This window comes from uncultured Nostoc sp., assembly GCF_937863485.1.
In the GTDB taxonomy this organism is placed as follows: Bacteria; Cyanobacteriota; Cyanobacteriia; order Cyanobacteriales; family Nostocaceae; genus Nostoc.
The window spans coordinates 62,204-84,561 of the sequence record NZ_CALMFY010000131.1; the positions used below are offsets into that span (position 1 = coordinate 62,204).

Genomic DNA, 22,358 nt, shown 5'->3' on the forward strand with positions numbered 1-22,358 from the left:
CTCAACTCTTGGAGAGGCTGCGCCAACGAGTCTTGGAGCGTCACAGTCCTTCTTAGATATCGCTTATGGACATTAATAGAACTTACGCACCATAATAAAATTACATCATTGCAAGCGAAGCGTCTCGTAGAGAAGCAATCTCAAACCTTGATTTTACATTCTCAGTGCGTAAGTCCTAATTATTTCCTCAACGTAGACAAATTATTTGGCAATCGATAGATAATACTCAAATCGCTCCCGAAGTTGTTTAATTGTCAAATTTTGAGTCCAGTACTCCACTAGAGCGTGACCAAATGCCCAGGCGTTGCGATCGGGTGAAGCGGAGTTTTCCAGTAGTAGCGGCCAGAGGGATACCAATTCAAAGTTGAGCGAGTTAGAGTTGCTTGTATTCAAGAGCGAGAAAAGCTCATATCCCATTTGGAGTTTGCCAATCACAATCGGCAACTGTTCCACGGGAATTTGCTCTGCCAACATATAGGCTAGGGCTGGAGATCCGGTTGAGAGGGTAGAAACAAACTGGAGAACGGGACTTTTGAGTAATGCCGTTAGTCCCTGTGTTGTCGTCATCTGGAAAGTGTAGTGGTCGATGATTTTGGCTGCGGCGATGGTGCGGGCTTCAAGGTTACGCAAAAAGCGGGCGAGACGGAGTTGCTTGGTAGGTGCGATCGCATCCACTAATCCTAACGATAGCGCCTCCACTCCCCAAGCAATTCTACTTGTTTTGCTGTCAGCTGTAACCACAGGTAGAACTAGATTACAGAAGTTTCCTAGCAGTTTGGCGCGATACTCAGTGGCTTCGCGAATCGCAATTTCCTTGGAGCGATCGCCCCATTCCCAATCATAAGGCGGTTGCCATTCGCGGATGGGACGCAGACGATCTACCTGGGTAACGATCGCGATCGCAGGTAAATCTGCAACTTCTGCTTTCATATCTTGCAGAAAGTCTACATCCATTTGTAGTGCAGGATCGAGAGCAGGGGTAACTAACAGCAGCAAATCTGCATCGGTGGCATAATCAAGCACTAAGTCTCGGAGAGACGCACGGTTGACTTGTTCGTAACCAGGTGTATCCCAAAGCGTCAGGGTTTCCCCACTTTGAGTTTGCCATTGATAATTCTGAATGCGATCGGTACTGGGTAAAACATCTACCTCTGCTAAATCCGCCTGAAATAGTGTGTTAATCAGGCTACTTTTTCCCGATCCTGTGCGCCCCACCAGCAGAATATTGACAGGTTTTTGCTCAACTGCCTCGGCTGGTTGAGCTTGAGTCAGGATTTCTCGGAGTGTTTGGGTTTTTACCTTGGGTAGAGTTGGGGTGGAAACAGCAGTTGCTGAAGCTGGTAATGTCCCACGTCCGTAGAGAGCGATCGCCTGTCGGCATAAGTTCCTCAGGGCAGCTTCCCGGAATAACTGGCTCAAATTCCCTAATAATTGCTGAGTTGCCTGGTTACTAGAACCCTGACTGACTTGTTTTGCTACCGCCGCCACCGGATTTAAAACCCACTGTGCCCAGTTCCAAGCTTTCCAGAATTTCCGAGCCGATGGTTCCAACTTCCGGTAGACTTCGTATCCTTGGTATGCTTGTCCAACCGTCACCTGATAAAGGACAGGAGATAACTTTTGCATCCACTGATCCATGTCATCCACCGTTCCCCGAATCAGCCCATAAGCTTGGGGGACGTAAATGTTCAGCAGGGGATATTGAATTTGAGGATTGTAGATACGAGCGATCGCTACAACCAAATCCTGGCATCGTGTCCAAAAGGTTTGCCAGTCTTCCCAAATCGGGCGATCGCTCTGTGCTGCTTGCAGAATATCTTGGAGGGCGGTTTCTGCAAGCTTTGTGACATCACTTCCCACTCGTGGCCCTACTGTATCCTCTGCTGTCGATTCCAGTTCTTCGCGGACTTGGGTTAATACAGCTTCCACTTGGTTAACAGCAGGTTGAGTCCATTTTACCAACAGCCAGCGCCAACCCACAAATAAAAGGGTGAACACACCCCAAATCCAATTAATGCCCCACGCATGAATTTGTGAACCGGCGGCTACTAATAAGAAAATGATAATGAAAGCGATCGGGATTGCTAAGACGACCCACTGCCACGGTTTTAATCGCACCATTGCCCTATACCTGCTTTGAAATGTTGAGAAATTCGAGTTTTTGCAAAAATTACTCTTATAAAAAGTCTATCGTCTCCAATCTAGCCAGGATGTTTGATATTCTGGGATTAGTGCTAGACTCCTAATTATTAAGGATAAATGTTTTGTTTTGCTGTGGGTAGCTAAATAAACAACTGGACATTTATATTTCTAGATTAGAAGAAGTTTTAAATTGCTCAGTTGCTTATGGGAGCAAAATTTAGTAAACAAGCTATGCAAACTATTACCGACATTGGCACGCTGATTGTCAGCACACCGGGAACTTGTGGTGGTCGCCCTCGGATTGCGGGACACCGGATTACAGTACACAATATTGCGATCGACTTTAACGCAGGGATGAAACCGGAAGAGATAGTTGTCCAAAGACCACAGCTAATGTTGGCACAAGTTTATGCAGCGCTAGCTTACTACTATGTTAATAAAGAAGTAATTGACACGGAGATTGCCATAGAAATCGAAGAATATGACCGTTTGGAAGCTGAATACACGCCGAAGAGACAGTGAGCCAAATTCGTTTGTATTTAGATGAGGACAGTGTTGAGAAGTCCCTAATCAAAGCTTTCTGTAATGCAAACTTGGATGTAGTGACAGTGGCTGATAATGAGCAGCTAATTTGGGCAACAGAGCAAGGGCGTGCCATATATAGCTACAACCGAAGAGACTTTTGCTGCTTACATAATGAGTTTTTAGCCACAGAGAGAAATCATGCTGGCATTATCTTGTTGCAACAGCAACGCTATTCCGTAGGGCAACAGTTACAAGGGTTACTCAAGTTGGTTGCTACTCATTCGGCTGAAGATATGGTAAACCAACTGGTATTTTTGAGTGCTTGTATTGATAAAAGCTCTTAGAGTAGGACTTACGCACGAGTTACGGAATAACGAACCGCAGAGGCGCAGAGTACACGGAGAAATCAGAGTTTCAGAGATATTTTGCGTAAGTCCTATAGTTTGAAAAGTATTGGGCGAATAGAATTCGCTACTACACAAACGAAGTCCACCTTCTCTTCTCTATGAGAAGCTGCGCCAACGAGACGCTACGCGAACGTGGACTAACGAAAAATCAAGGTTTTTAACCCACGGAGGTGGGTTTTGTCTGTATAGCCGCGACTTCCAGTCGCCAGGGCTAGTAATAAATTAGACTTTTCAAACATCCTCTTAGACTACTGTCAGCGTTTTAATTAACACTAGGCTTCATTAATAAAACTGCTATCTTAATAAAGATATCCTCGATGTGATCTAGCATGTCATCAGCTAATTGCAAGGCAATAACTAAATCTGGAGAAAAATGTAAGCTCAAAGCTAATTCTTCTGGATACTGTCATATACATGATCCTGAAAAAATTGCTGAATGCGAGGCGAAACAACATTTACCTGAAATGTTCGCAGATGAGGTTTCAGCCAAGAGCTTTAGCCAACGACGAGGCTTGAAGCCAATATCTGAGATTATCCAAATTGATAGTATGAATGATGATCTACGGAATTCTCTTTGGAATGTTTTAAGTGCAAATTTCTTACTTGAGTACTCAGAAAAATTAAGTTTTGCGATTATGAGATATTCAGGTATAGATATAGATAATTTTATTAAATATCTTTGGAGAAACTATTTTAAGTATCCTTTGGATAACTTGCCTAGAGAATCAGGAGCATCTGTAAACTGGTTACTAAAATATTTCCAAAAGTGCCAATATAATGAAGTTTATGATTTTCTTGCGTTTACAATCAACTATTTCAGAACTCCAGAACTTGTAGAAGATATAAACTTTGTATTAGAAAGAGAACTCGCAGGTTATAGATTTGTCGGAGGTGTATTCACAGATATCACCAATGAGCAAGAAATTCAAATGCTTGAGCAAGCAGTAGATGATAAAAATTTTCCTGCTGTGTCCAGCCATTTGAAGCGCTCCCTTGCTTTAATGAGTGACAAAGAAAATACTGACTACAGAAACTCTATAAAAGAATCTATTTCCGCAGTTGAAAGTCTTGCAAAAGCTATTACCGGAAAACCAAAGGCAACTTTAGGAGAAGCCCTGAAAGTTCTGGAAGTTTCTAATAAGTTACATCCCGCTTTAAAAAATTCATTTTTAAATCTATATGGATATACAAGTGATGAGGGAGGTATCAGACATGCTATGTTGACTGAGCCTGATCTAACTATTGCTGATGCAAAGTACTTTTTACTTTCATGTACGTCTTTCATAAATTACCTGAAATCGAAGATTTAAAGTGCGATCGCTTTTTAATTATATTTTGGGATATGAGGAGCGATTATCTTCGACACCCTCCGCGATCGCAAGCAACAATAAAGATAGCGATCGCTTGCCATAAAACTTAAAATACTAGTAATGCTACACTTTTCTAGCATTTAAGGAGCAAAGGCAGTGGCTTTCATCACGATCAATATTTCTGATGAACAATTGCAGAAGCTGCAAGCATTAGCACAAGAGAATGGTATCTCGCTTGAAGATTTGTTACGTGCCAGGATAGAAGACTGGCTCAGTCAGCCGACGAGCGAGTTTGCTCAAGCAGCCAACTATGTGCTGAATAAAAATGCCGAATTATACCGACGTTTAGCATGAGACGTTACCTGACGGTGGTGGAAGTCCTGAATCTGCATCGTCAGGTTATAGAGCAGTTTGGAGGCGCATTGGGTATACGCAACCTTGATGCTTTAGAGTCTGCTGTCGCGCAACCAAAGATGGTAATAAGCGTACTGGTCACGCAGCTATGGAAATATTTCTTGTTTTAAATGGGATGGAAATTGATGCTTCAATCAAAGAACAGGAGCGTGTTGTCTTACTGTTAGCATCTGGTGATTTAGGGCGTGAAGAATTTACTGAATGGCTCTGGCTAAATCTTAGAACTATTTAAACACCTTCTCATAATGAAACGAGATTTAAATTGAGTAATGAGGTTATTGTCTCCGACACGCTCCACAAAACCAAGAATCAATATAGGGATTGACAAGGGTTTTTGTTACCGATGAAACTTCGATCATAACGTTGGGAATAATAAATCATACTGGAGAAATATTTGCAATGGATCTCCGCAGATTAAGTGTATTTACCATCAGCCATTAAAGGAACAATTTGTTAATGAAAGTGAGTTCATCAGGGATTAAGCTAGGTTTTGCAGTTGTTAGCAGCAGTTGTTTAGCAGCAGTGGCGATCGCTTTTAGTGGAGCAAGTGCTTTTGCCACTCAATTCATCACAATTGAAAGCACAGGTACATTATCAGGAACTATCGAACTTCCCAGAAATAATCCTAATTTCAATAATAGTATTACTCGTATTGATACGGATGACACTGGAACTTATTACCGGAACTTAGGTACTAATAATAATCCTAATTATGTTCCTGTATACCAGTCAGACTATTTACAAGTAAAAACACCCTCTGATGGAAATCTGCATTACTTTGTTGACTTTAAAGGTATTCCTATTGTCTCATTTGATGGTGTTCTCACATCGCCGGTTCTCTCTGGTGGTCAGTTGACACCTTTTCTTTACCAGGGACAATTGGCAGGAACCACATTTCAAGGAGTAGTTCAGGATGAATTTAATCTTACAAAAGCTTTCTACACTGGTACTGTCATCGATCCAAACACCGGAAAGCAGTATCAAGGAACTTTTGAAGTGAGTGGATATGGGGAACGATATAGCAATCGCAATGGTAGTTTAACTCCCACAGTCTTTGATTTTCAGTCCGATATCCCAGGTTTGCCAAGTGTAAGATCCTTGACCATAACTAACGCTACCTTGGCAAATTTAAGAATCAAAGTACCCATAGAGGAAACTTCTATTCCAGAACCCGCTAGCGTTTTAGGAACCTTGATGGTAGCTGGTTTTGGTATAGTTTTGAAAAGAAAAAAGACATCTATCCTAAGACATTGTTTGAAAAGTCGTAAAGTAGACTAAAACCCCTCTTTTATTAATTAACAGGCTTTGAAACATCATTCCCGCACTTCGCGCCGTTGCGCGAAGTGCGGGAATAGGTATTAGGTTTTTAAAGACAAGCCGAACTTGCAAAAGTCCGGCTGAGTTTAATCAATCGTCTATACGCAGTAGCTTGCGGTAAAACAGTTGTGAAAAATCGGTCGCACGATGACGTTTATAGTTGTCCATAAGTTCAATTAAAAAATTAATAAACTCGAAACTGGCCATCATCAGTTCGTAACTTAGATCAGCGTTGCCATCAAACTGGATTCGGCAACGCGTTAAGTCTGAGGGTAAAGTACCAACATTCCAGGAGGCGACAAAGGGGACATGCTCACTGGCTTCTATCTTCCGCTGTCCCTCCAACACCCCTTTTTGATAAAGACTGATGGCATAGGGTAAGAAATTGCGCCTAGCGCCCTGAATATAAGGTAAGTAAACACTGGCTTGTTGTTGAGTGACAGGCTGGAGTTGCTCAATAGACATTGTTAAATATTCCTCAAGTTAGTTAGCAACTGGGATATTAGCGTTCTTTTATTACTCTCATTAGAGAATATTTAAAACCTTGTTTCTCCGTGCTTGGTTCCAAACAAGGATTTTTTTTGGCTTTGTTGATAAAGCGGTCAGCATCTTATTTTCTCTCATCAGAGATATAAAAGAGCGTTAGTAGCTCTTAGTAGTATTCCCAAAAAAATGTGTCTAAAGCACACAGTAGGCGAGCATGGGAAGAAGAACTATTGACCCATAGCCCATGCCCAATGTCCCATAAATGAAGTTACTGCTAAGAAATATTAAAATTTCGGTTACAATGATGCTGCATTAACTTTTATCGAAGCTGGGGGCAATAACACTAAAAATCCTCACTGGAAAGTGGTGGATGTCGTTATTGCTATTGCTGGCAACGACAAACTGCTGCTATCTTGTGATCACTTTTCCTAATCTGGAGTTTCCATTAGTGAAAGTCCGACTTTACAAGCTTCCTACCCAAGTGGTTATCAAAGGAATTAAGCCTCTGTCTAAGAGTAGCAAAGGTGGTTAACACAAGGTAATTAAGCACAGTGGCGGTGAAAATAAAGGTAGTCCCAGCGGCTTGTAGCTTAGGGATAGCGGGTATTGCAGTTTGCCCATTTCGATTAATATCGGGAAAAGTAGCTTGGGGATATTTGTCCGTAAAATTACTAACTGTAGACAAATACTGGTTTTTAAATCAACTAACCTATGCCAGCGAATTCCTGGCCCGAAGAAGATTCTTATCAAGAGCTTGATTCGCTCAACTCCTTGTTATCTGACCTATCAGTAGATGAGGAGTCAGGGTCTGAGACAGAACCTGTGTCTCTAACATCCCAGTTTCAAGGTCGTAGACGCAAAGCCGCTCTAGTCTTGACTATCGTCTGGAGTGGCACGATCGCTCTACATTTAGTTTCTTGGGCTTCCATATTAATTCTAGGACTGACCACCATTCTAGGATTTCATGCTTTGGTGGTAGTGTTTGCTAAATCCCGCCGCTATCCAAAAGAAATACAGGGAGATTTGCCCTTTGTATCTGTGCTAGTGGCTGCGAAAAATGAGGAAACGGTAATTGCTAAATTAGTCAATAATCTTTGTAATCTGGAATATCCAGGTGGGCAGTACGAAGTATGGATCATTGACGATCACAGCAGTGATAGCACGCCACATTTATTAGCAGAACTAGAACAGAAACACGAACAACTGAAAGTATTAAGGCGTTCAGCAGAAGCTAGTGGTGGCAAATCAGGGGCGTTGAATCAGGTATTGCCGCTGACAAAGGGCGGCATTATAGCAGTATTTGATGCTGATGCCCAAGTGACACCAGACTTGTTACTACAGGTAATACCTTTATTTCAAAGAGAAAAGGTAGGGGCGGTGCAGGTGCGAAAAGCGATCGCCAACGCTAAAGAAAACTTTTGGACTAAGGGTCAAATGGCAGAAATGGCACTTGATACCTGGTTTCAGCAACAGCGGACTGCCCTTGGTGGTATTGGCGAACTGCGGGGCAATGGTCAATTTGTCCGGCGTTCAGCCTTGGAAAGCTGCGGTGGCTGGAACGAGGAAACCATTACCGATGATTTGGATTTGACAATCCGCTTACATTTAGAAAAATGGGATATTGAGTGTGTTTTTCATCCAGCGGTGCAAGAAGAAGGAGTGACAAGTGCTGTTGCACTCTGGCATCAGCGCAACCGTTGGGCAGAAGGCGGATATCAACGCTATTTGGATTATTGGGATTTAATTCTCAAAAACCGCATGGGATGGCGCAAAAGCTGGGATTTGCTGATTTTTATGCTGATTATGTATATCTTGCCGACAGCAACAGTACCAGATTTACTAATGGCGATCGCCCGTCATCGTCCACCAATGTTAAGTCCGATCACAGGCTTGTCCGTTACTATGTCGATGGTGGGAATGTACACAGGTCTAAGGCGGATACGTCAAGATCAGAAATTCTCTCTTTCTACATATTTTCTGATGCTGGTGCAAACCCTGCGTGGCAGTTTATATATGTTGCACTGGTTAGTGGTCATGAGCAGTACTACTGCCCGCATGTCGGTAAGACCAAAGCGCTTGAAATGGGTGAAAACCTTGCATACTGGGAATGGGGAATAGTCCCCAACGGAGAATTTAAAATTTAAAATGCAAAATTAGCAAAAATAATTTTGCATTTTTTTATTCATCATCAACTTCTGATTCCTCTACCCACTCAGGTGTAGTTACAGAATCAGAGAATTGTGTTGAATCCTCTGCAAAGCGGATAATTTGTCCGTTGAAGAATTCTGCTAGACGTTGAGCTGCGATCGCTACTTCGTCAGGTTCCCAATCAGGTGGGGGTGTTCGTTTTGGCGCTGTAGGCAAAGCTTGCACCCCATTTCCATTTACGCCATTTCCATTTGCCCCATTTTCATTTACCCCATTTCCATTCCTTGCTACCGACTCGGTTTTTACTGGTGCTGTTGCCGGTGGTGGAGTTGCTGGCTGTGGTACTGGCGCTGAAGGTGGAATTTGCTGGTTGTAACTGGGAGTAGGCGGTTGCTGAACGCGAGTAGAGTCTTTTGGCGGAGGAGCTTTTCTAGCTGAGGTAGGAGTTACAGAGCTTACTTGTTCCAGATTTACCTGAACTTCATGCTTAAAAGTCTGCTGGAAAGCTGCCTTCATCATCGGCAGATCAGATTTAAGTGTTTCATACCATTTAGAACCTTTGACAGCAATACGCGCTACAGTACCGTTAAACTCTATTAGCTGGCACATTTGCCCCAATAAAGCTTGTCTGGAAGGCATCGGAAAATTAGCACGCACCTGTTGCCAAACCTGAGTTAAGTCATATTCTGCTTCTTCAACAACTTCTGAAGTTACTGGTTCGATTTTCGCAAGCAGCACAGGAACAGATACAGGTTCTGGGGTTGGTGGTGAAACTGAGTTAGCAGCAGAATTGTGATTTATTTGCCGTTCAACTGCGGGAGATGAAGTGACGGGCTGATTTTGGGCAGCTGCTAGGTGAGAATTGTGATTTGTTTGCCGTTCAACTGCGGGAGATGAAGTGACGGGCTGATTTTGGGCAGCTGCTAGGTGATTGGGAGATGCAGAATTATGATTTGTTTGCGGTTCAGCTGGAGGTAAAGAAGAGACGGCGTGATTTTGGGCAACTGCTGGAGGATAGCTTGGAGATACAGCAGGTGTGTTAACTCGCAGCGCGACACTTGGGGCTTGTGGCTGAATATTCGTCGCACTGGGTAACAATCCTAGTAATGTTACCTCTAACCACAAACGCGGCTGGGTGGTATTTTTAATTTGCACTTCAGCTTCTCGCAGGTGTTTCTGTCCTGCTAAAATCGCGCTCATATCGAAGTATTGGGCAAACTCAACCAGCGCTGTCCAGGTTTGCTGAGTACAAGCAACCAAATCGTGGCGGTTGGGTGCTGTTCTGGCAATCAGTAGATCGCGGTAAAAGGCGGCAAGATTTTGCAGAAGAGTTAGCGGTTCTCGCCCACGATCTAGAATTTTATGGGTACAGTCCAGAACTGCTTCGGGTTTATCTTGAGCGATCGCATTTAAAAGCCCCAGTAAGTCCTGTTCGCTCACTGTCCCAACCAAATCCCAAACTCTATCCGGTGTCACTTCACCCGCTAACAAACCCAATTGGTCAAGTAGACTTTCGGCATCCCGCAACCCTCCCTGAGCAAGTTGGGCTACCAGGGTTACAGCGTCGGCTGAAATATGAATGTTTTCATAAGATGCGATCGCACTTAAATGCTTGACCATCGCCTCTAATTGAATCCGTCTAAAATCAAACCTTTGACAGCGCGAAATAATCGTTGGTAACACCCGTTGCGGGTCTGTTGTCGCCAACACAAAAACCACATGTCTCGGTGGTTCTTCTAGTGTTTTTAGTAGCGCGTTAAATGCCTGGGTACTGAGCATGTGGCACTCGTCGATTACATAAACCTTGTAGCGACACTGCACAGGAGCAAACTGGGCTTTTTCAATCAACTCACGGATATTATCGACACCAGTATTACTAGCGGCATCGATTTCAATTACATCTAAGGCATAGCCCTTGGTGATCCCCTGACAAACCTCACACACGCCGCAGGGTTCAGCAGTGGGCTTGTCACTTTTGAGACAATTGAGGGATTTAGCCAGAATCCGGGCACTAGAAGTTTTCCCCGTACCTCTGGGCCCAGTGAATAAATAGGCGGGGGCGATTTTGGATGTGCCGATCGCGTTCGTGAGGGTGGTAGCGATCGCCTCTTGGCCCACCAGTTCAGCAAAACTTTTGGGGCGATATTTGTGGTGCAGGGGTTCGTAAGACATGAAAATATAGACTTCAATGCCTTTCAAAGTTAATTACTAGCACCGAGTCGAGTTTAGGATTCAACTATTTTAAACTCTCGTACCTGCTTTGTTTGTCGATTTTGCCATAGCGCAAGACTCAACTAATGCCGTGAATTTTGGCACTCAGGAAACTTGCAGCCAGAGCATATCCTCTACTATGATTTCAAGATCAATGTATGGGAATTATAGCATATCATTTAGTACATTTGTTCTATAAAGAAAAATTGGGAGTAGGGAAGAATAACTATTGCTCAATCAGGACTTACGCACTCAGATCGCCCAACCTCCTTAAGGGACTAGGGGGATCTACGTTTCAGGCTTCAGTGCGTAAGTCTTATATATACTCAATCTATACTTAGAATAGAAACGCAATTTTTTAAGTGTTTATACTGTAGTTTAAAAGTAAAAGTATCGTTAGATTTACATAAATTACAAAAAAAATGCCTTTTAAAACTACTCCTAATAACTTGTGACTTAGAGGCTGAGGCTACATAAATTAACATTTTGAGGTTTCTTTAGTTAAAGATTTTCAGGCATTCCATAACAGTAGCAATTGTATAGTATTTGTCTTTATTCTACAAAGAATCAGGACGCTATTTACGTGTGCTTTTAAATAGCAAACAGTCAGCAATATTTAATTAGTAAACCGAAAATTTTCCCCAAGATGAATTACAACATGAATTACAAACCGACTCAACTACTTTTTATTGATGCGACTGTTAATGATATTGAGACTTTATTGCAGGGAGCTTTACCTGGTATTGAAGCGCACGTCCTTTCTGGTGAGCAAGATGGTGTAGCCCAAATTTCCCAAATTTTGCAACACCGTCCAGAAGTTAATACAGTTCACATTGTTTCTCATGGTAGCCCCGGTTGCTTATACCTACGCAACACCCGACTGTGTCTTGATACCCTGCACCACTACACGTCACAACTTCAAACCTGGTTCACTCTCTCCACCTCCCCGTCTCTCCATCTCTATGGTTGTAACGTGGCTGCTGGCGATGCAGGCGAAGAGTTTATAGAGAAGTTGCATCGACTGACTGGAGCAGAGGTAGCTGCGTCGCGCCAGGTAATTGGTAATGGTTACTGGTCGCTCGACGTTAGCTCGACAGGAACAAACGCACCTGCCCCATTCAATGAAGCGGTGCTGGCGACCTGGATGGGACGACTGACACCGAGCATTAACAACCTCAGCAATTCATCCTATACCGAGCAGGCTCCTGCCATTGTCTTGGACAACGATATAAGCTTCTCAGGGGGTACGGACTACAAGGGCGGCTATATCGAGTTCAGTCTGGGCACCCCGACCTCATTCGACAATCTGACGCTAATCACCGATGGAAGCCCTTCCATCGTCAACAGTGAAATTTCCATTTTTGGTGATACGGTTTATATCGGCAATGGGACTAAAGCAGCAGTAGTCGGCAGCGTAGACCCGACGTTCAACGGTCAAAACGGTCAAAAGCTGCGGATAAACTTCTCCAACGACGATTTCAAGAACGGCAATTTTAATCTCGGTTCGCCTGGAAGTACCACCATACCGGGCTGGACTAGCGTGAACCAACAGGTAAAATTCGGTATCGATACCATCGCTGGCTTGCCAACGCCCATCGACACGACTATTCCGGCAAACGCGTCCAACGCCGACAAAAATACGGCCGCGAACCCTGGCAGTATGACAACAGTCCTCGATTCTACTCAGGACGATGGGTCTGGCAATTCCGTCCGGTTGACGAGTTCGGGAATCACGACCGCCCAAGGCTATGATATCGTTCGCGGGCCCTACATCTACAGCAATAGTACGGCATACCTATCAGTTGGCGACAAGGTATCTTTTGAATGGCAGGCTCAGGGTGGCGCTGATGCTTATGACGTTTATGGCTACATCGTTGATGTCAACACTGGCTACATCGAGACTATTCTGAACGAGACGGGTAGCAGTGGCAATGCCTCCACTACTTGGGCAACAAAGGCAATTACCCTCTCCAAGGCTGGTGAGTATAAGTTCGTCTTCGTTGCTGGTACTTACGACTTTAGCGGCGGTAGGGGTGCAGGGGCACGGCTTTACATCGACGACGTGACCGTTACCAAGGCAGTGCCGCTTCCAGTTCTAAACGACACTCATCTATCCACCATCGCTCGGAGGGTTCAGTACAACAACACTTCCGATAACCCCGACACATCGAAGACCCTGACTGTTTCCGTTGAAAACAACGCCAGCGAGACGGCAAGTGCCACCGCAACTATCAATATCACGCTTGTCAACGACGCACCCACCCTCACAGCAACAGCAGCCACCCTCAGCAATGGTACAGAAAATACCGCTTATGCCATCACTGCCGTTCAACTCTTACAAGGGTTCACCGATGTTGACAATGATACCCTTTCCGTTTCTGGATTAACTCCTACCAATGGCACTCTGACTGACAATGGCGATGGAACTTACACCTTTAACCCCGCTGCTAACTACAAGGGTACAGTTAGCCTTAACTACAACGTCATCGATGGCAAGGGTGGCATTACCCCCGCAACTGGCACCTTTAGCCTAGACACAGGAAATGATGCGCCTACCTTCAAGCTTTCAAAAATTGCGGATGATATCTTTAAAATCTCTAATAGCAGTAGCAAATCAAAACTTCAAGTTACTCTCACCGGACAAAGCTCTAATCTTGTAAATGAAATAGGAGTGTTTACCGTTGACGATGCTCAAGGTAATATCAATGGTATTGCTCCAGGCGCAGCAGGTTATGCCCAAGCAGCTTTAGACCGAGCTAAGGTAATTTTCTCTGCTATTGCCAATCTTCCCAATGGGTTTAATACCGCCAATTTGACACATCTGTTGGAATTTAACTCCGGTGAGAACTTCAGATTTTATTTGGTGAAAAATAGCACAACTGATGCTGTACGGACTGGAGTAACTTCACTCACAGACATACTATTTTCTGATCCTTTAACGCAAAAGATTACAGACTTGGGGAATGATGACTTTTCCCTTGCTTGGAAAGATGGCTCTGGTAATAACGCTGCTGACTTCAATAATCTGGTGGTAAAAATTCAGTCCACAAATGATTCATTACCTCTGGGTACAAATCTGCAAGGAAACTCCCAAGGAGAAGTGATTGATTTGCGCGGTGTCACAAGTCAGGTAAAAGCTGATTTTGTCGTCAATAGAGAAGCAGCTTTCAATAATTTCATCGGCTTCTATCAAGTAGCTGATGAAAATGGTGGCATTGACACTAACGGAGATGGCAAAGCAGATATTCTCACCGGACAGGCTGGTTATACTGAAGCCGCAGTTCGTGGGCGGGTTGCAGGCATTGACTTGACAGTTAATAATCAAGGTAGTGCGACTTCCACAGGAGCTTTCCAGCCAGGTTCTATCTTTGTACCATTTATTATTGCTAATGGTACGCCTGATGCTTTACTTGATAGCAATTCAAATAACGATCCAGCAGTTTACTTCCCATTCTTGGGAGCTAACGCTGATAAAGTAGATCACATTCGCTTGTTAGGGAATAATGTTTTTGGCTTTGAGGATTTAGCAAGTGGTGGTGACAAAGATTTCAACGATATGATTGTCGGAGTCAATCTGACTATCGCTTAGTCTAAATTATTAAACATCGCCTATACTCAGTTGAGCCAATGTTAAGCAACGTTGTTAAGCACCATTGGTTCAAGTAAGTGAGTGTGAATAATTAAAGGTTTGTAGTAAAGGCTAAAGCCGAATGGGACTGAGTTTAGTTATTTGTTGAGGCAAGCAGGGGGAGCAGAGGGAAAATTGCAGTAAGTCTTTCTCCTCTGCCCAATGCCCAATGCCCAATGCCCTAGAGTAAAAAAGAGATTTTCTGTCTATAGCGGTTCTCGCTTTTGTGAGGTACACCCGTAGGGGCACGGCATTGCCGTGCCCCTACGCCTGGCGATATAATGCTGTACCGCATCTGAATGGGAACCGCTATATACATTTTATTGACTGAACTAGCGCCATAGTCCAGTGCGATCGCTACAATTTTAAAATAAGCAATATTCGATGGTGCAGCAGATGCTCAAGCGGCTATTTCAATGGCTCAAAAAGCTTTTTCAGAGCTTGTTTGGTAGAAAACAGACTGCCTCAAAATCTAGGAGGAATGTCGAAAAAGAACCAGCACCACCCCTAAGCGATACGGATCTGGAATTTCTCTTCACCGAACTGTTGCAAGGAGTACATCAAGCACGAGGGGAAGCATGGGCCCAAAAGTGGCTGCATAATATTGAACATCGGATTACAACTGAAGACTGGGTTAAATGGTTAGGGCGCTTTGGTGAAAGATTGCTAGCATCACCTACACCCAATAATGAAATAGCTGTGCGGTTGGTGCAACTGGGTGAGTTAAGCATCGGAGAAATTGGAGATGTTGCCTATAGTATCGGGATGCAGTTGTTGACACGCAATCAAGGTGAACCAATTTGGGAATATGAAGGACCAGATGCTGTTAGCACGATACCATCTGAGCCAACCGCCCCAATATTAGAGTCAGCAGATGTGCCAGAGAACCTCCCGGAGGGAGAATACCAAACTGTCACCCTAGAACAGTTGTTTGTAATGTTGCAGGAGGATGAAAGCTTACGCCAGCAGATTGCTCAACAGCTTGCCGTTGAAACAGATGATCCCCAAGTGCTTGTACAGGCATTGATTAATCAATTATATCCTGCTGGTGAATCGACTACAGAGCAAACAGAAAATTAGTTGAATTTGGGAATTGTAACGTTGTAATGCTGTACTCTTGAAGTTTTGTATATTTTTTGCTAACCTGCTACGGATGCGCTATCCGGATCTAATTAGTTTTTACGTAATTGATGATTTTTTTAACACAACGATAGCTACAATCTAGAAAAACAAAATCCAAGAGTGTGGCAGATGCTCAGGCGGATATCACAGTCGCTTAAAAGGTTTTTAAAGCGCCTCATTAAAAGTAAGCAGACTAGTTCTCTCAAGCGTGGGAGAAGACACAATCTGGTGGAGATACTACCAGAACTAACCAATGCGGATCTGGAACAATTGTTTATCCAATTGCTAGAAGGCGTGCATCAAGCACGAGGACAACAGTGGGCATTGAGGTATCTGCAACGGGTCGAAAATCGCATTTCGGCTGAACGCTGGATAGATTGGTTGGTGATGTTTGGTGAAAGCTTGCTAGCTTCACCAACGCCGAATCCTCTATTAGCAACACAGATGGTGCAATTGGGGGAACTTGGTATTGGCAGAATTGGAGACGTTGCCTATGACATTGGCATCCGGCTGATGCAAAACTCACCTACACAGATAGAGTATGAGGAGAATCAGGCGCAAGATGGCACAGAAACCACTCCTGGGCAAGAACTGATCCGCAATTTAGGCGAACAATTATGGGAATATGACGAGCCAAATGTAATAGAAATTACTCCAGGGCAAGAACTGATCCGCAATTTGGGCGATCAGTTATGGGAGGATGATGAGCGAAATGTCGTAGAAACCACAGAAGAAATTCTCCCGACTACACCTGGGCAAGAGCTAATCCGTAGCTTAGGTGAGCAGTTATGGGAATATGATCTTCCAGATATTGAAGCAATAACGCCAGCGCCCGAAAATGCCTCTTCTGAGCAAAGATTGACCAAGAATTTAGAGGAACTGGTATTGGAGTATGAACGAGAAGATGCCCAAGCCACAATCAGAGAAAATCTCCCTCTCCCCGCAGCGGAAGATTCAATCACCTCATTAGCCGAACTGAGGTTCGGTGATGAAGAGAGAGTTACTTCAACTAAGACACCAGCAAATCTCCTTTCCACTAGACAAAGAACTGAATTAGCTACGTCTGACTCAGTGGAAACCTGGGATAACACTTTGACCAATTTAGAGCCAAATGTAGCTAATACCTTAGATGAGTTGTGGGTGAGGTTGGATCAAAGTACCAATTTAGTCCAGCAACTTGCTTCTAACTTGGCAGTTCAAAGCAGCAATTCTCCTGGTATTATTGAGCGACATAGCGATAATCCGATTACCCAGGCTCAAACGTGGTTTTACCAAGGTCTAAGCCAAGCTAAAACAGGTGATTTGTTAAGCGCGATCGCATCTTATGACCAAGCTATCAAACTGCAACCAGAATTTTCTGAATATTGGTTTAACCGAGGCTTAACGCTGTTTCATTTAGAACGTTTTGATGAAGCGATCGCATCTTACGAAACCGCCACAAAACTGAAACCCGACTACTACAAAGCTTGGTACAACCGGGGTGGAACTCTCGGAGAATTAGGATACTTTGAAGAAGCGATCGCTTCTTTTGACAAAGCCATAGAAATTAAGCCAGACTACCAAGAAGCTTGGTCTAGCAAAGGTTTGGCACTGCTAAAGTTAGGTTGGCTACCGGAAGCTATTTCTAGTTATGATCAAGCGCTGCATCTGGAACCAGAAGACCAGGAAAACTGGTATCACCGAGGCATAGCCCTAGCTGTAAGCGAACAATTTGCAGAGGCGATTATATCTTATGACAAAGCGCTAGAAATTGACCCAGACTACCACGAAGTTTGGATAGACCGGGGTGTAGTCCTGTTTAATTTAGGAAGGTGGTCAGAAGCGATCGCCTCCTGGGACAAAGCACTTTCAGTTCAAGCCGACTTCTACTTAGCTTGGTACAACCGGGGTATAGCGTTAGACAATTTAGGACGCCGCATTGAAGCTATCGCCTCCTATCAACAAGCGATCGCCATTAAACCCGACTTCCACTTAGCTTGGTATAATCAGGCAGTAGCACTGTTTTATTTAGAACAATTTGCCGAAGCGATCGCCTGTTATGACAACGCTTTGCAAATTAAACAAGATTATTGGGAAGCTTGGATTGGTCGTGGAACCGCCGTCGGTAACTTAGTGAATGCTGACGGATTGCTGAATTTGTCGAGTAGTATAACAACAAATCCCGCCTTACAACAGGGCGGCTACGAAGGAAAGTTAGCCAGCTACGAAGAAGGATTAAAGCATCTGCGGACAGATACCCACCCAGAAGGTTGGGGTAGATTGCATGTTGCGATCGGTAATACTTACTACGACCAAGGCAAAAAACATACCAATACGCGCGATTATTGGCGCAAAGCTGCATCTGAGTATCATCAGGCCCTGTTAACCCTGACACTAGAATATTTTCCGCAGTTGCACTTAGAGGTTTTGCAATCTTTAAGTAAAGTGCTGATGGGTTTGGGACAAACAACACAAGTTCAAGAATTACAGCAACGCGGCACAGATTTATTGCGACAATTATTGAGTGAAGAAACTCGCTCTGACGAAAGTAAAAAACAGCTAGCTTTGAAATTTACAGGCTTTAAGCAGTTGGCAGTTGATTTAGCTGTAGAGTCTGGTGATTTAGTTGAAGCCTGGGAAATTGCCGAACAAGGCAAAAATGCTTGTTTAAACTGGCTACTTTCTGGCTGGAATGATCAGATTTACTCACCTGATTATGGCGCAATTCAACAACTATTCAATCCCACAACAGCAATTATTTACTGGCATATTAGTCCAGTCGCCCTACACACATTTATTCTTAAAGACCAAGCGCCATCACCCATCCTCCTGTTTACACCCATGCAAGATCCTGGGGCAATACCTTTAGGAGAAGACGCTATCCGTCTAAATGAATTGCCGCTACCCGAAGCAGTGCAACGCCTAATTGAATTTGAAAGTTGGCTAGAAGATTGGCATCAACAATACCAAGAATATCGCAGCACGGCCCAAGACAAAGAAAGTAAAAGCCAGCATTCTTGGCGAGTTGATATGGAACAGAAGCTAGTGCAACTGTATGACATCCTGAATATTTCCACAATTGCACAGGAACTCGAAGGCATCACCCAACTGGTTTTAATTCCTCACCGTGACTTGTACAGATTGCCCATTCATACCCTTTTCCATCTCTCTTCTCCATCCCAGGAAGAATTGCCGAATGTGGAATCAAATTTTACCGTCACCTATCTGCCTAGTGCCCAAATAGGTTTATCAATAAAAACTGAAGATATTTTGCAGTGGCAAAATCAATTATTGCTCAGTGTTGAACATCCTGAAAGTGCAGGTTATCCTACATTGAAATTTGCCAAACTTGAGTCTGAAGTTGTTATTCAGATGTTCAATAATCTCCAACGAATTCAAGGGTCAGAAGCTACGAAAACTATTGTCGAAAACGCCTTGTTTAATAATTACAACATCTTCCATTTTACGGGTCGTGTCATTAATAATTTGGCTGAACCTAAAAAATCAGAATTAGCATTAGCAGGTGAAAACAAACTTACTTTAGATGAAATCTGCCAACAAAATCTAGCAAGTTACAACCTTATTACTCTCTCGTCCTGTGAAAATTTAAGTACTAGCAACCACACTATCAGCAGCGAATATGTGAGTTTAGTGAGTGGTTTTGTGAGTCAGGGCGTTGCTCATGTAGTGAGTACTCTTTGGAGTGTAGAATCTTCAGCTAGTGCCTTGGTAATGATCGAGTTTTACCGACGATTACAGCCTAATAAATCAGCAGTTACTGCCTTAGCTGAAGCAACACGATGGTTGAAAGAACTAACTGCTGGAGAACTGACAAAATGGTATGAAGATATCTTGAATAATCTGCATCCTGAAGAATTACGAATTCAAACTTATTTAGCGACACAGCTATATAGAAATAGTAAAATGGCATCAGATAAAAATCTTTATAATCATCCTTACTACTGGGCAGCATTCACGATTACGGGTAAGCCAAATTAATCTTTTGAAACTTGTCAAAATAATTCATAAGGTCAGCCCCTTCCCTACGGGACGCTACGCGAACGGGGAAGTCAAAAGTCAAAAGTCAAAAGTCAAAAATCAAACATTTTGAACGCCATAAATAAATTTAGTTGCTCTGAGTCAACTGACGTAGTATTTCTTGTACTACATGTCTCGAAATACATTTTTTTTATTTTCTATAAATAAATTTAGGGGCTTGTACCTTTTTCTTTCTGGTCAATCTAAAATCGTAAGAATTCAGCAGTCACAATAGTGGAAGAATCAGGAGCTAATTTACTTTACTCATGAATTTACTTGTGATATTAAACCTTCTATAAATTCTGACTTCTGAACGGCAGTTGCTTCTCATAAGGGAGAGGCTGCGCGTAGCAAGATCCCCGTAAGAGTACAAGTCGGGGAACCGCTAGGGCGCACTGCCTCCTCCTGAGTGCTGAATTCTTATCTAAAATCTAAAATCCAAAATTGAGTCACCAACACTAAGTAGTGGAGAAGGCTTGAATCTAAAGTTTATAACTTTTAATTAAGCCTAATCTAACTCCCGGCGTCCTTCCAATGCCCTTGCCAGGGTCACTTCGTCGGCGTACTCCAAATCACCACCTACAGGCAAACCAAAGGCAATCCGCGTCACCTTAGTAAATGGTTTCAGTAGCTGACCGACATACAGTGTCGTAGTCTCCCCTTCCACACTCGGACTAATTGCCAGAATCACTTCTTGAGGTTTTTGCTGACTCACCCGCCGCTGCAAAGCCAGTATAGTCAACTGTTCTGGCCCAATTCCATCAATTGGGGAAATCACCCCACCCAAAACGTGATATTTGCCTTTGTATTCGCGGGTTTTTTCCAGCGCAATCACATCGCGGGGATCTGCTACGACACAGATAGTGTTGTTGTCACGGTTGGGATTGCGGCAAATTTCACAAACAGGTTCAGCAGATAAGTGAAAGCAAACAGAACACAAGCCTATCTGTTTTTTTGCCTCAATTAAAGCTTGTGCTAAAGCTTCTACTTCTGCTTCTGGTCGCTTCAAAATATGCAAAGCCAGTCGTTGGGCAGATTTGGGGCCAACTCCTGGCAGCCGTTGCAATTGCTCAATTAACCGTGCTAAAGGGCGTGCGTAAACCGTTGTCTTATCTCCAGAATGTTTTTACCTTAACTATGATGACATTCTTACAGAATTTTGGATTGCTCATTTAATTTATTAGAGGTCAAGCGGGGTATGCACACCCCGTTTGCTAGATTCCAAAATCCGGGTATAAACCATCGATAAGCTAAACCGCTAGAGCTGCTTCTAGCAATTGGTCTAAACCTTAATGATCAAGTATCTCTGTCTGAAGCTTGTCCATCTTTTCGCTTTATGGTGAGTGTAACTGCAAAAAATCACGTCATAAAAGTTAGGGCAGTTTAGATGTAGGGAATCATAAGCTAGACAGCCTGAAAAATCTTTGGCTACACAGTAAGCATTAAGAAGAGACATACTATGACTAAGAAGACCTACCAAGATAAAGACCGTGATCTAGATGCCTTGTTGAGAGATATTGAAACGTGGTTTAGTGGACAAGGCTATCAGATACAGACCAATAAAACAGACGGAACTTGGTTCTTGCAAGCTGCAAAAACTGAGGTGTGGCGGAAAGCGGTTGGTGCATCTAGAGCATTCAACATTCTGATTCAAGGACAACCGAAAGATTTTTCTGTGGAACTCAGCACTGGAGAATGGGCATCGAATTTGACTGCTGGTGGTGTTGCGGCAGTATTGACAGGTGGTGCCACTCTGCTTGTTAGTGGTCTTGCCGCAGGCTGGTCGAAAAAGATTGAGAGTGATCTGTGGAATTTTATTGATCAGAAGGTCATGTTTGGCGAAAAAGCTAAGTCTGTTCAAGAGTTAGTTGTTCTAAAGACTCAAAACACTTTGGAAGAAAAACTTAAGCAGCTTAAAGACGCCTATGACCAGGGTTTCATTGATGAGATTGCGTACAATGCCAAAAAGCTAGAAATTGAAGGTCAGGTGCGGGTTACTCAGCAAAATGCCGGGGCTGAAGAAAAGCTGGAAAAACTTAAGAGCTTGGTTGATGCAGGAATTTTGAGTCAAAGTGAATTTGAGATGAAGAAGGCTGAATTGATGCGAGAGCCTTCTAATTCGGAATTGGATGCCCAGATTTCTAAGCTCAATGCTGCTCTAGCTGCCAGAATTCTGACACAAGAGGAGTACGAAAGCAAGAAAGCAGCGATTCAAAGAGAATCTGAACTTGCAGGTAAAATCAAGCAGCTTGAGAATGCTAGAGATGCTGGAATCATTACTTGTGAAGAGTTTGAGAATAAAAAATTAGCTCTGGTTGTCTAAAAGCCAGCAATTAAAGTAAATTGCGGCTGCGATCGCTTACTTTAACCAATATGAAATTGAATCAGACTTGCAAAGATGATGTGAGCAGTTAATTTAGATTTCATGGGTTTCAAGGATTAAAACAGCCCAATATAGGTTCAAATAATAAAACGCTCCCTGTTTCCAGAGAGCGTTTTCGATTTAACTAAACTTTACTATTTAACCGTTGATAGCAGGAGCGGTAAGAGCTACAGGAGCAAAATCACCTGCTGCCAAATCTAAGGGGAAGTTGTGAGCGTTGCGCTCGTGCATTACTTCCATACCCAGGT

General features: G+C 43.3%; 15 protein-coding genes and 1 pseudogene. 11 read left to right on the forward strand and 5 right to left on the reverse strand.

The features are described from left to right. Positions 1-201 precede the first annotated feature (201 nt). Positions 202-2,121 carry a GTPase family protein gene (locus Q0541_RS17630; RefSeq protein WP_298912686.1) on the reverse strand — a complete coding sequence of 640 codons (1,920 nt, stop codon included), beginning with the start codon at positions 2,119-2,121 and terminating at the stop codon, positions 202-204. Between the two features lie 252 nt (positions 2,122-2,373). Between Q0541_RS17630 and Q0541_RS17635 the strand changes: the two genes are divergently transcribed. The 6 genes from Q0541_RS17635 to Q0541_RS17660 all read left to right on the forward strand — a co-directional run bounded on the left by Q0541_RS17635 (position 2,374) and on the right by Q0541_RS17660 (position 6,076). Further along, positions 2,374-2,664 carry a DUF433 domain-containing protein gene (locus Q0541_RS17635; RefSeq protein ID WP_298912689.1) on the forward strand — a complete coding sequence of 97 codons (291 nt, stop codon included), beginning with the start codon at positions 2,374-2,376 and terminating at the stop codon, positions 2,662-2,664. Beyond that, positions 2,661-3,011, forward strand: coding sequence for a DUF5615 family PIN-like protein (locus Q0541_RS17640; protein WP_298912693.1), 351 nt, complete (start codon positions 2,661-2,663; stop codon positions 3,009-3,011). Before Q0541_RS17635 ends, Q0541_RS17640 begins: the two co-directional genes overlap by 4 nt. A 392-nt stretch (positions 3,012-3,403) precedes the next feature. After that, complete coding sequence (locus tag Q0541_RS17645) at positions 3,404-4,384, forward strand: AbiJ-NTD4 domain-containing protein (protein ID WP_298912696.1); 981 nt, start codon at positions 3,404-3,406, stop codon at positions 4,382-4,384. 156 nt (positions 4,385-4,540) lie between these two features. Next, the gene (locus tag Q0541_RS17650; RefSeq protein ID WP_298912699.1) at positions 4,541-4,738 is read left to right on the forward strand and encodes a ribbon-helix-helix protein, CopG family; all 198 of its coding nucleotides are present in this window, start codon (positions 4,541-4,543) and stop codon (positions 4,736-4,738) included. Between the two features lie 148 nt (positions 4,739-4,886). Beyond that, complete coding sequence (locus tag Q0541_RS17655; protein WP_298912701.1) at positions 4,887-5,030, forward strand: hypothetical protein; 144 nt, start codon at positions 4,887-4,889, stop codon at positions 5,028-5,030. Between the two features lie 224 nt (positions 5,031-5,254). Then, a complete protein-coding gene (locus Q0541_RS17660; RefSeq protein WP_298912706.1) occupies positions 5,255-6,076 on the forward strand; it encodes a PEP-CTERM sorting domain-containing protein in 822 nt (273 codons plus the stop codon). A 129-nt stretch (positions 6,077-6,205) separates the two neighbouring features. Here Q0541_RS17660 and ebsA read toward each other — a convergent pair whose 3' ends face one another. Further along, positions 6,206-6,580 (reverse strand): type IV pilus biogenesis protein EbsA, encoded by a 375-nt coding sequence (ebsA, locus tag Q0541_RS17665; RefSeq protein ID WP_298912709.1) that lies wholly within the window; start codon positions 6,578-6,580, stop codon positions 6,206-6,208. Between the two features lie 732 nt (positions 6,581-7,312). Here ebsA and Q0541_RS17670 point away from each other — a divergent pair. Beyond that, positions 7,313-8,719: a glycosyltransferase family 2 protein gene (locus tag Q0541_RS17670; protein ID WP_298912710.1), complete on the forward strand. Its 1,407-nt coding sequence runs from the start codon at positions 7,313-7,315 to the stop codon at positions 8,717-8,719. Between the two features lie 60 nt (positions 8,720-8,779). On the opposite strand, the gene Q0541_RS17675 is transcribed toward Q0541_RS17670, so the two are convergent. Continuing rightward, positions 8,780-10,921, reverse strand: a complete 2,142-nt coding sequence (locus Q0541_RS17675; protein ID WP_298912713.1) for a DNA polymerase III subunit gamma/tau — start codon at positions 10,919-10,921, stop codon at positions 8,780-8,782. 697 nt (positions 10,922-11,618) lie between these two features. On the opposite strand from Q0541_RS17675, the gene Q0541_RS17680 reads away from it, so the two are divergent. From Q0541_RS17680 to Q0541_RS17690, 3 genes are all read left to right on the forward strand, one after another. After that, entirely contained in the window at positions 11,619-14,549 is a 2,931-nt protein-coding gene (locus Q0541_RS17680) for a DUF4347 domain-containing protein (protein WP_298912716.1), read from the forward strand. A 423-nt stretch (positions 14,550-14,972) separates the two neighbouring features. After that, a complete protein-coding gene (locus Q0541_RS17685; RefSeq protein ID WP_298912719.1) occupies positions 14,973-15,668 on the forward strand; it encodes a hypothetical protein in 696 nt (231 codons plus the stop codon). Positions 15,669-15,839: 171 nt separating this feature from the next. After that, entirely contained in the window at positions 15,840-19,688 is a 3,849-nt protein-coding gene (locus Q0541_RS17690; RefSeq protein ID WP_298912722.1) for a tetratricopeptide repeat protein, read from the forward strand. Between the two features lie 547 nt (positions 19,689-20,235). Here the strand turns inward: Q0541_RS17690 and recR are convergent. Then, positions 20,236-20,793, reverse strand: coding sequence for a recombination mediator RecR (gene recR / locus Q0541_RS17695; RefSeq protein WP_273764321.1), 558 nt, complete (start codon positions 20,791-20,793; stop codon positions 20,236-20,238). A gap of 393 nt (positions 20,794-21,186) precedes the next feature. On the opposite strand from recR, the gene Q0541_RS17700 reads away from it, so the two are divergent. Further along, positions 21,187-22,050, forward strand: a complete 864-nt coding sequence (locus Q0541_RS17700; protein WP_298912737.1) for an SHOCT domain-containing protein — start codon at positions 21,187-21,189, stop codon at positions 22,048-22,050. Between the two features lie 198 nt (positions 22,051-22,248). On the opposite strand, the pseudogene Q0541_RS17705 reads toward Q0541_RS17700, so the two are convergent. Beyond that, positions 22,249-22,358 (reverse strand): annotated as a pseudogene (locus Q0541_RS17705) (photosystem II protein D1); the annotation flags it as partial.

What these genes read in the sequence shown, in the direction of transcription:
- Q0541_RS17670 (WP_298912710.1), top strand. Translation starts at nt 7,313, where the DNA reads ATGCCAGCGAATTCCTGGCCCGAAGAAGATTCTTATCAAGAGCTTGAT.
- Q0541_RS17700 (WP_298912737.1), top strand. Translation starts at nt 21,187, where the DNA reads ATGACTAAGAAGACCTACCAAGATAAAGACCGTGATCTAGATGCCTTG.
- Q0541_RS17680 (WP_298912716.1), top strand. Translation starts at nt 11,619, where the DNA reads ATGAATTACAAACCGACTCAACTACTTTTTATTGATGCGACTGTTAAT.
- Q0541_RS17690 (WP_298912722.1), top strand. Translation starts at nt 15,840, where the DNA reads ATGCTCAGGCGGATATCACAGTCGCTTAAAAGGTTTTTAAAGCGCCTC.
- Q0541_RS17645 (WP_298912696.1), top strand. Translation starts at nt 3,404, where the DNA reads ATGTCATCAGCTAATTGCAAGGCAATAACTAAATCTGGAGAAAAATGT.
- Q0541_RS17630 (WP_298912686.1), bottom strand. Translation starts at nt 2,121, where the DNA reads ATGGTGCGATTAAAACCGTGGCAGTGGGTCGTCTTAGCAATCCCGATC.
- Q0541_RS17635 (WP_298912689.1), top strand. Translation starts at nt 2,374, where the DNA reads ATGCAAACTATTACCGACATTGGCACGCTGATTGTCAGCACACCGGGA.
- Q0541_RS17675 (WP_298912713.1), bottom strand. Translation starts at nt 10,921, where the DNA reads ATGTCTTACGAACCCCTGCACCACAAATATCGCCCCAAAAGTTTTGCT.
- ebsA (WP_298912709.1), bottom strand. Translation starts at nt 6,580, where the DNA reads ATGTCTATTGAGCAACTCCAGCCTGTCACTCAACAACAAGCCAGTGTT.
- Q0541_RS17655 (WP_298912701.1), top strand. Translation starts at nt 4,887, where the DNA reads ATGGAAATATTTCTTGTTTTAAATGGGATGGAAATTGATGCTTCAATC.
- Q0541_RS17685 (WP_298912719.1), top strand. Translation starts at nt 14,973, where the DNA reads ATGGTGCAGCAGATGCTCAAGCGGCTATTTCAATGGCTCAAAAAGCTT.
- Q0541_RS17660 (WP_298912706.1), top strand. Translation starts at nt 5,255, where the DNA reads ATGAAAGTGAGTTCATCAGGGATTAAGCTAGGTTTTGCAGTTGTTAGC.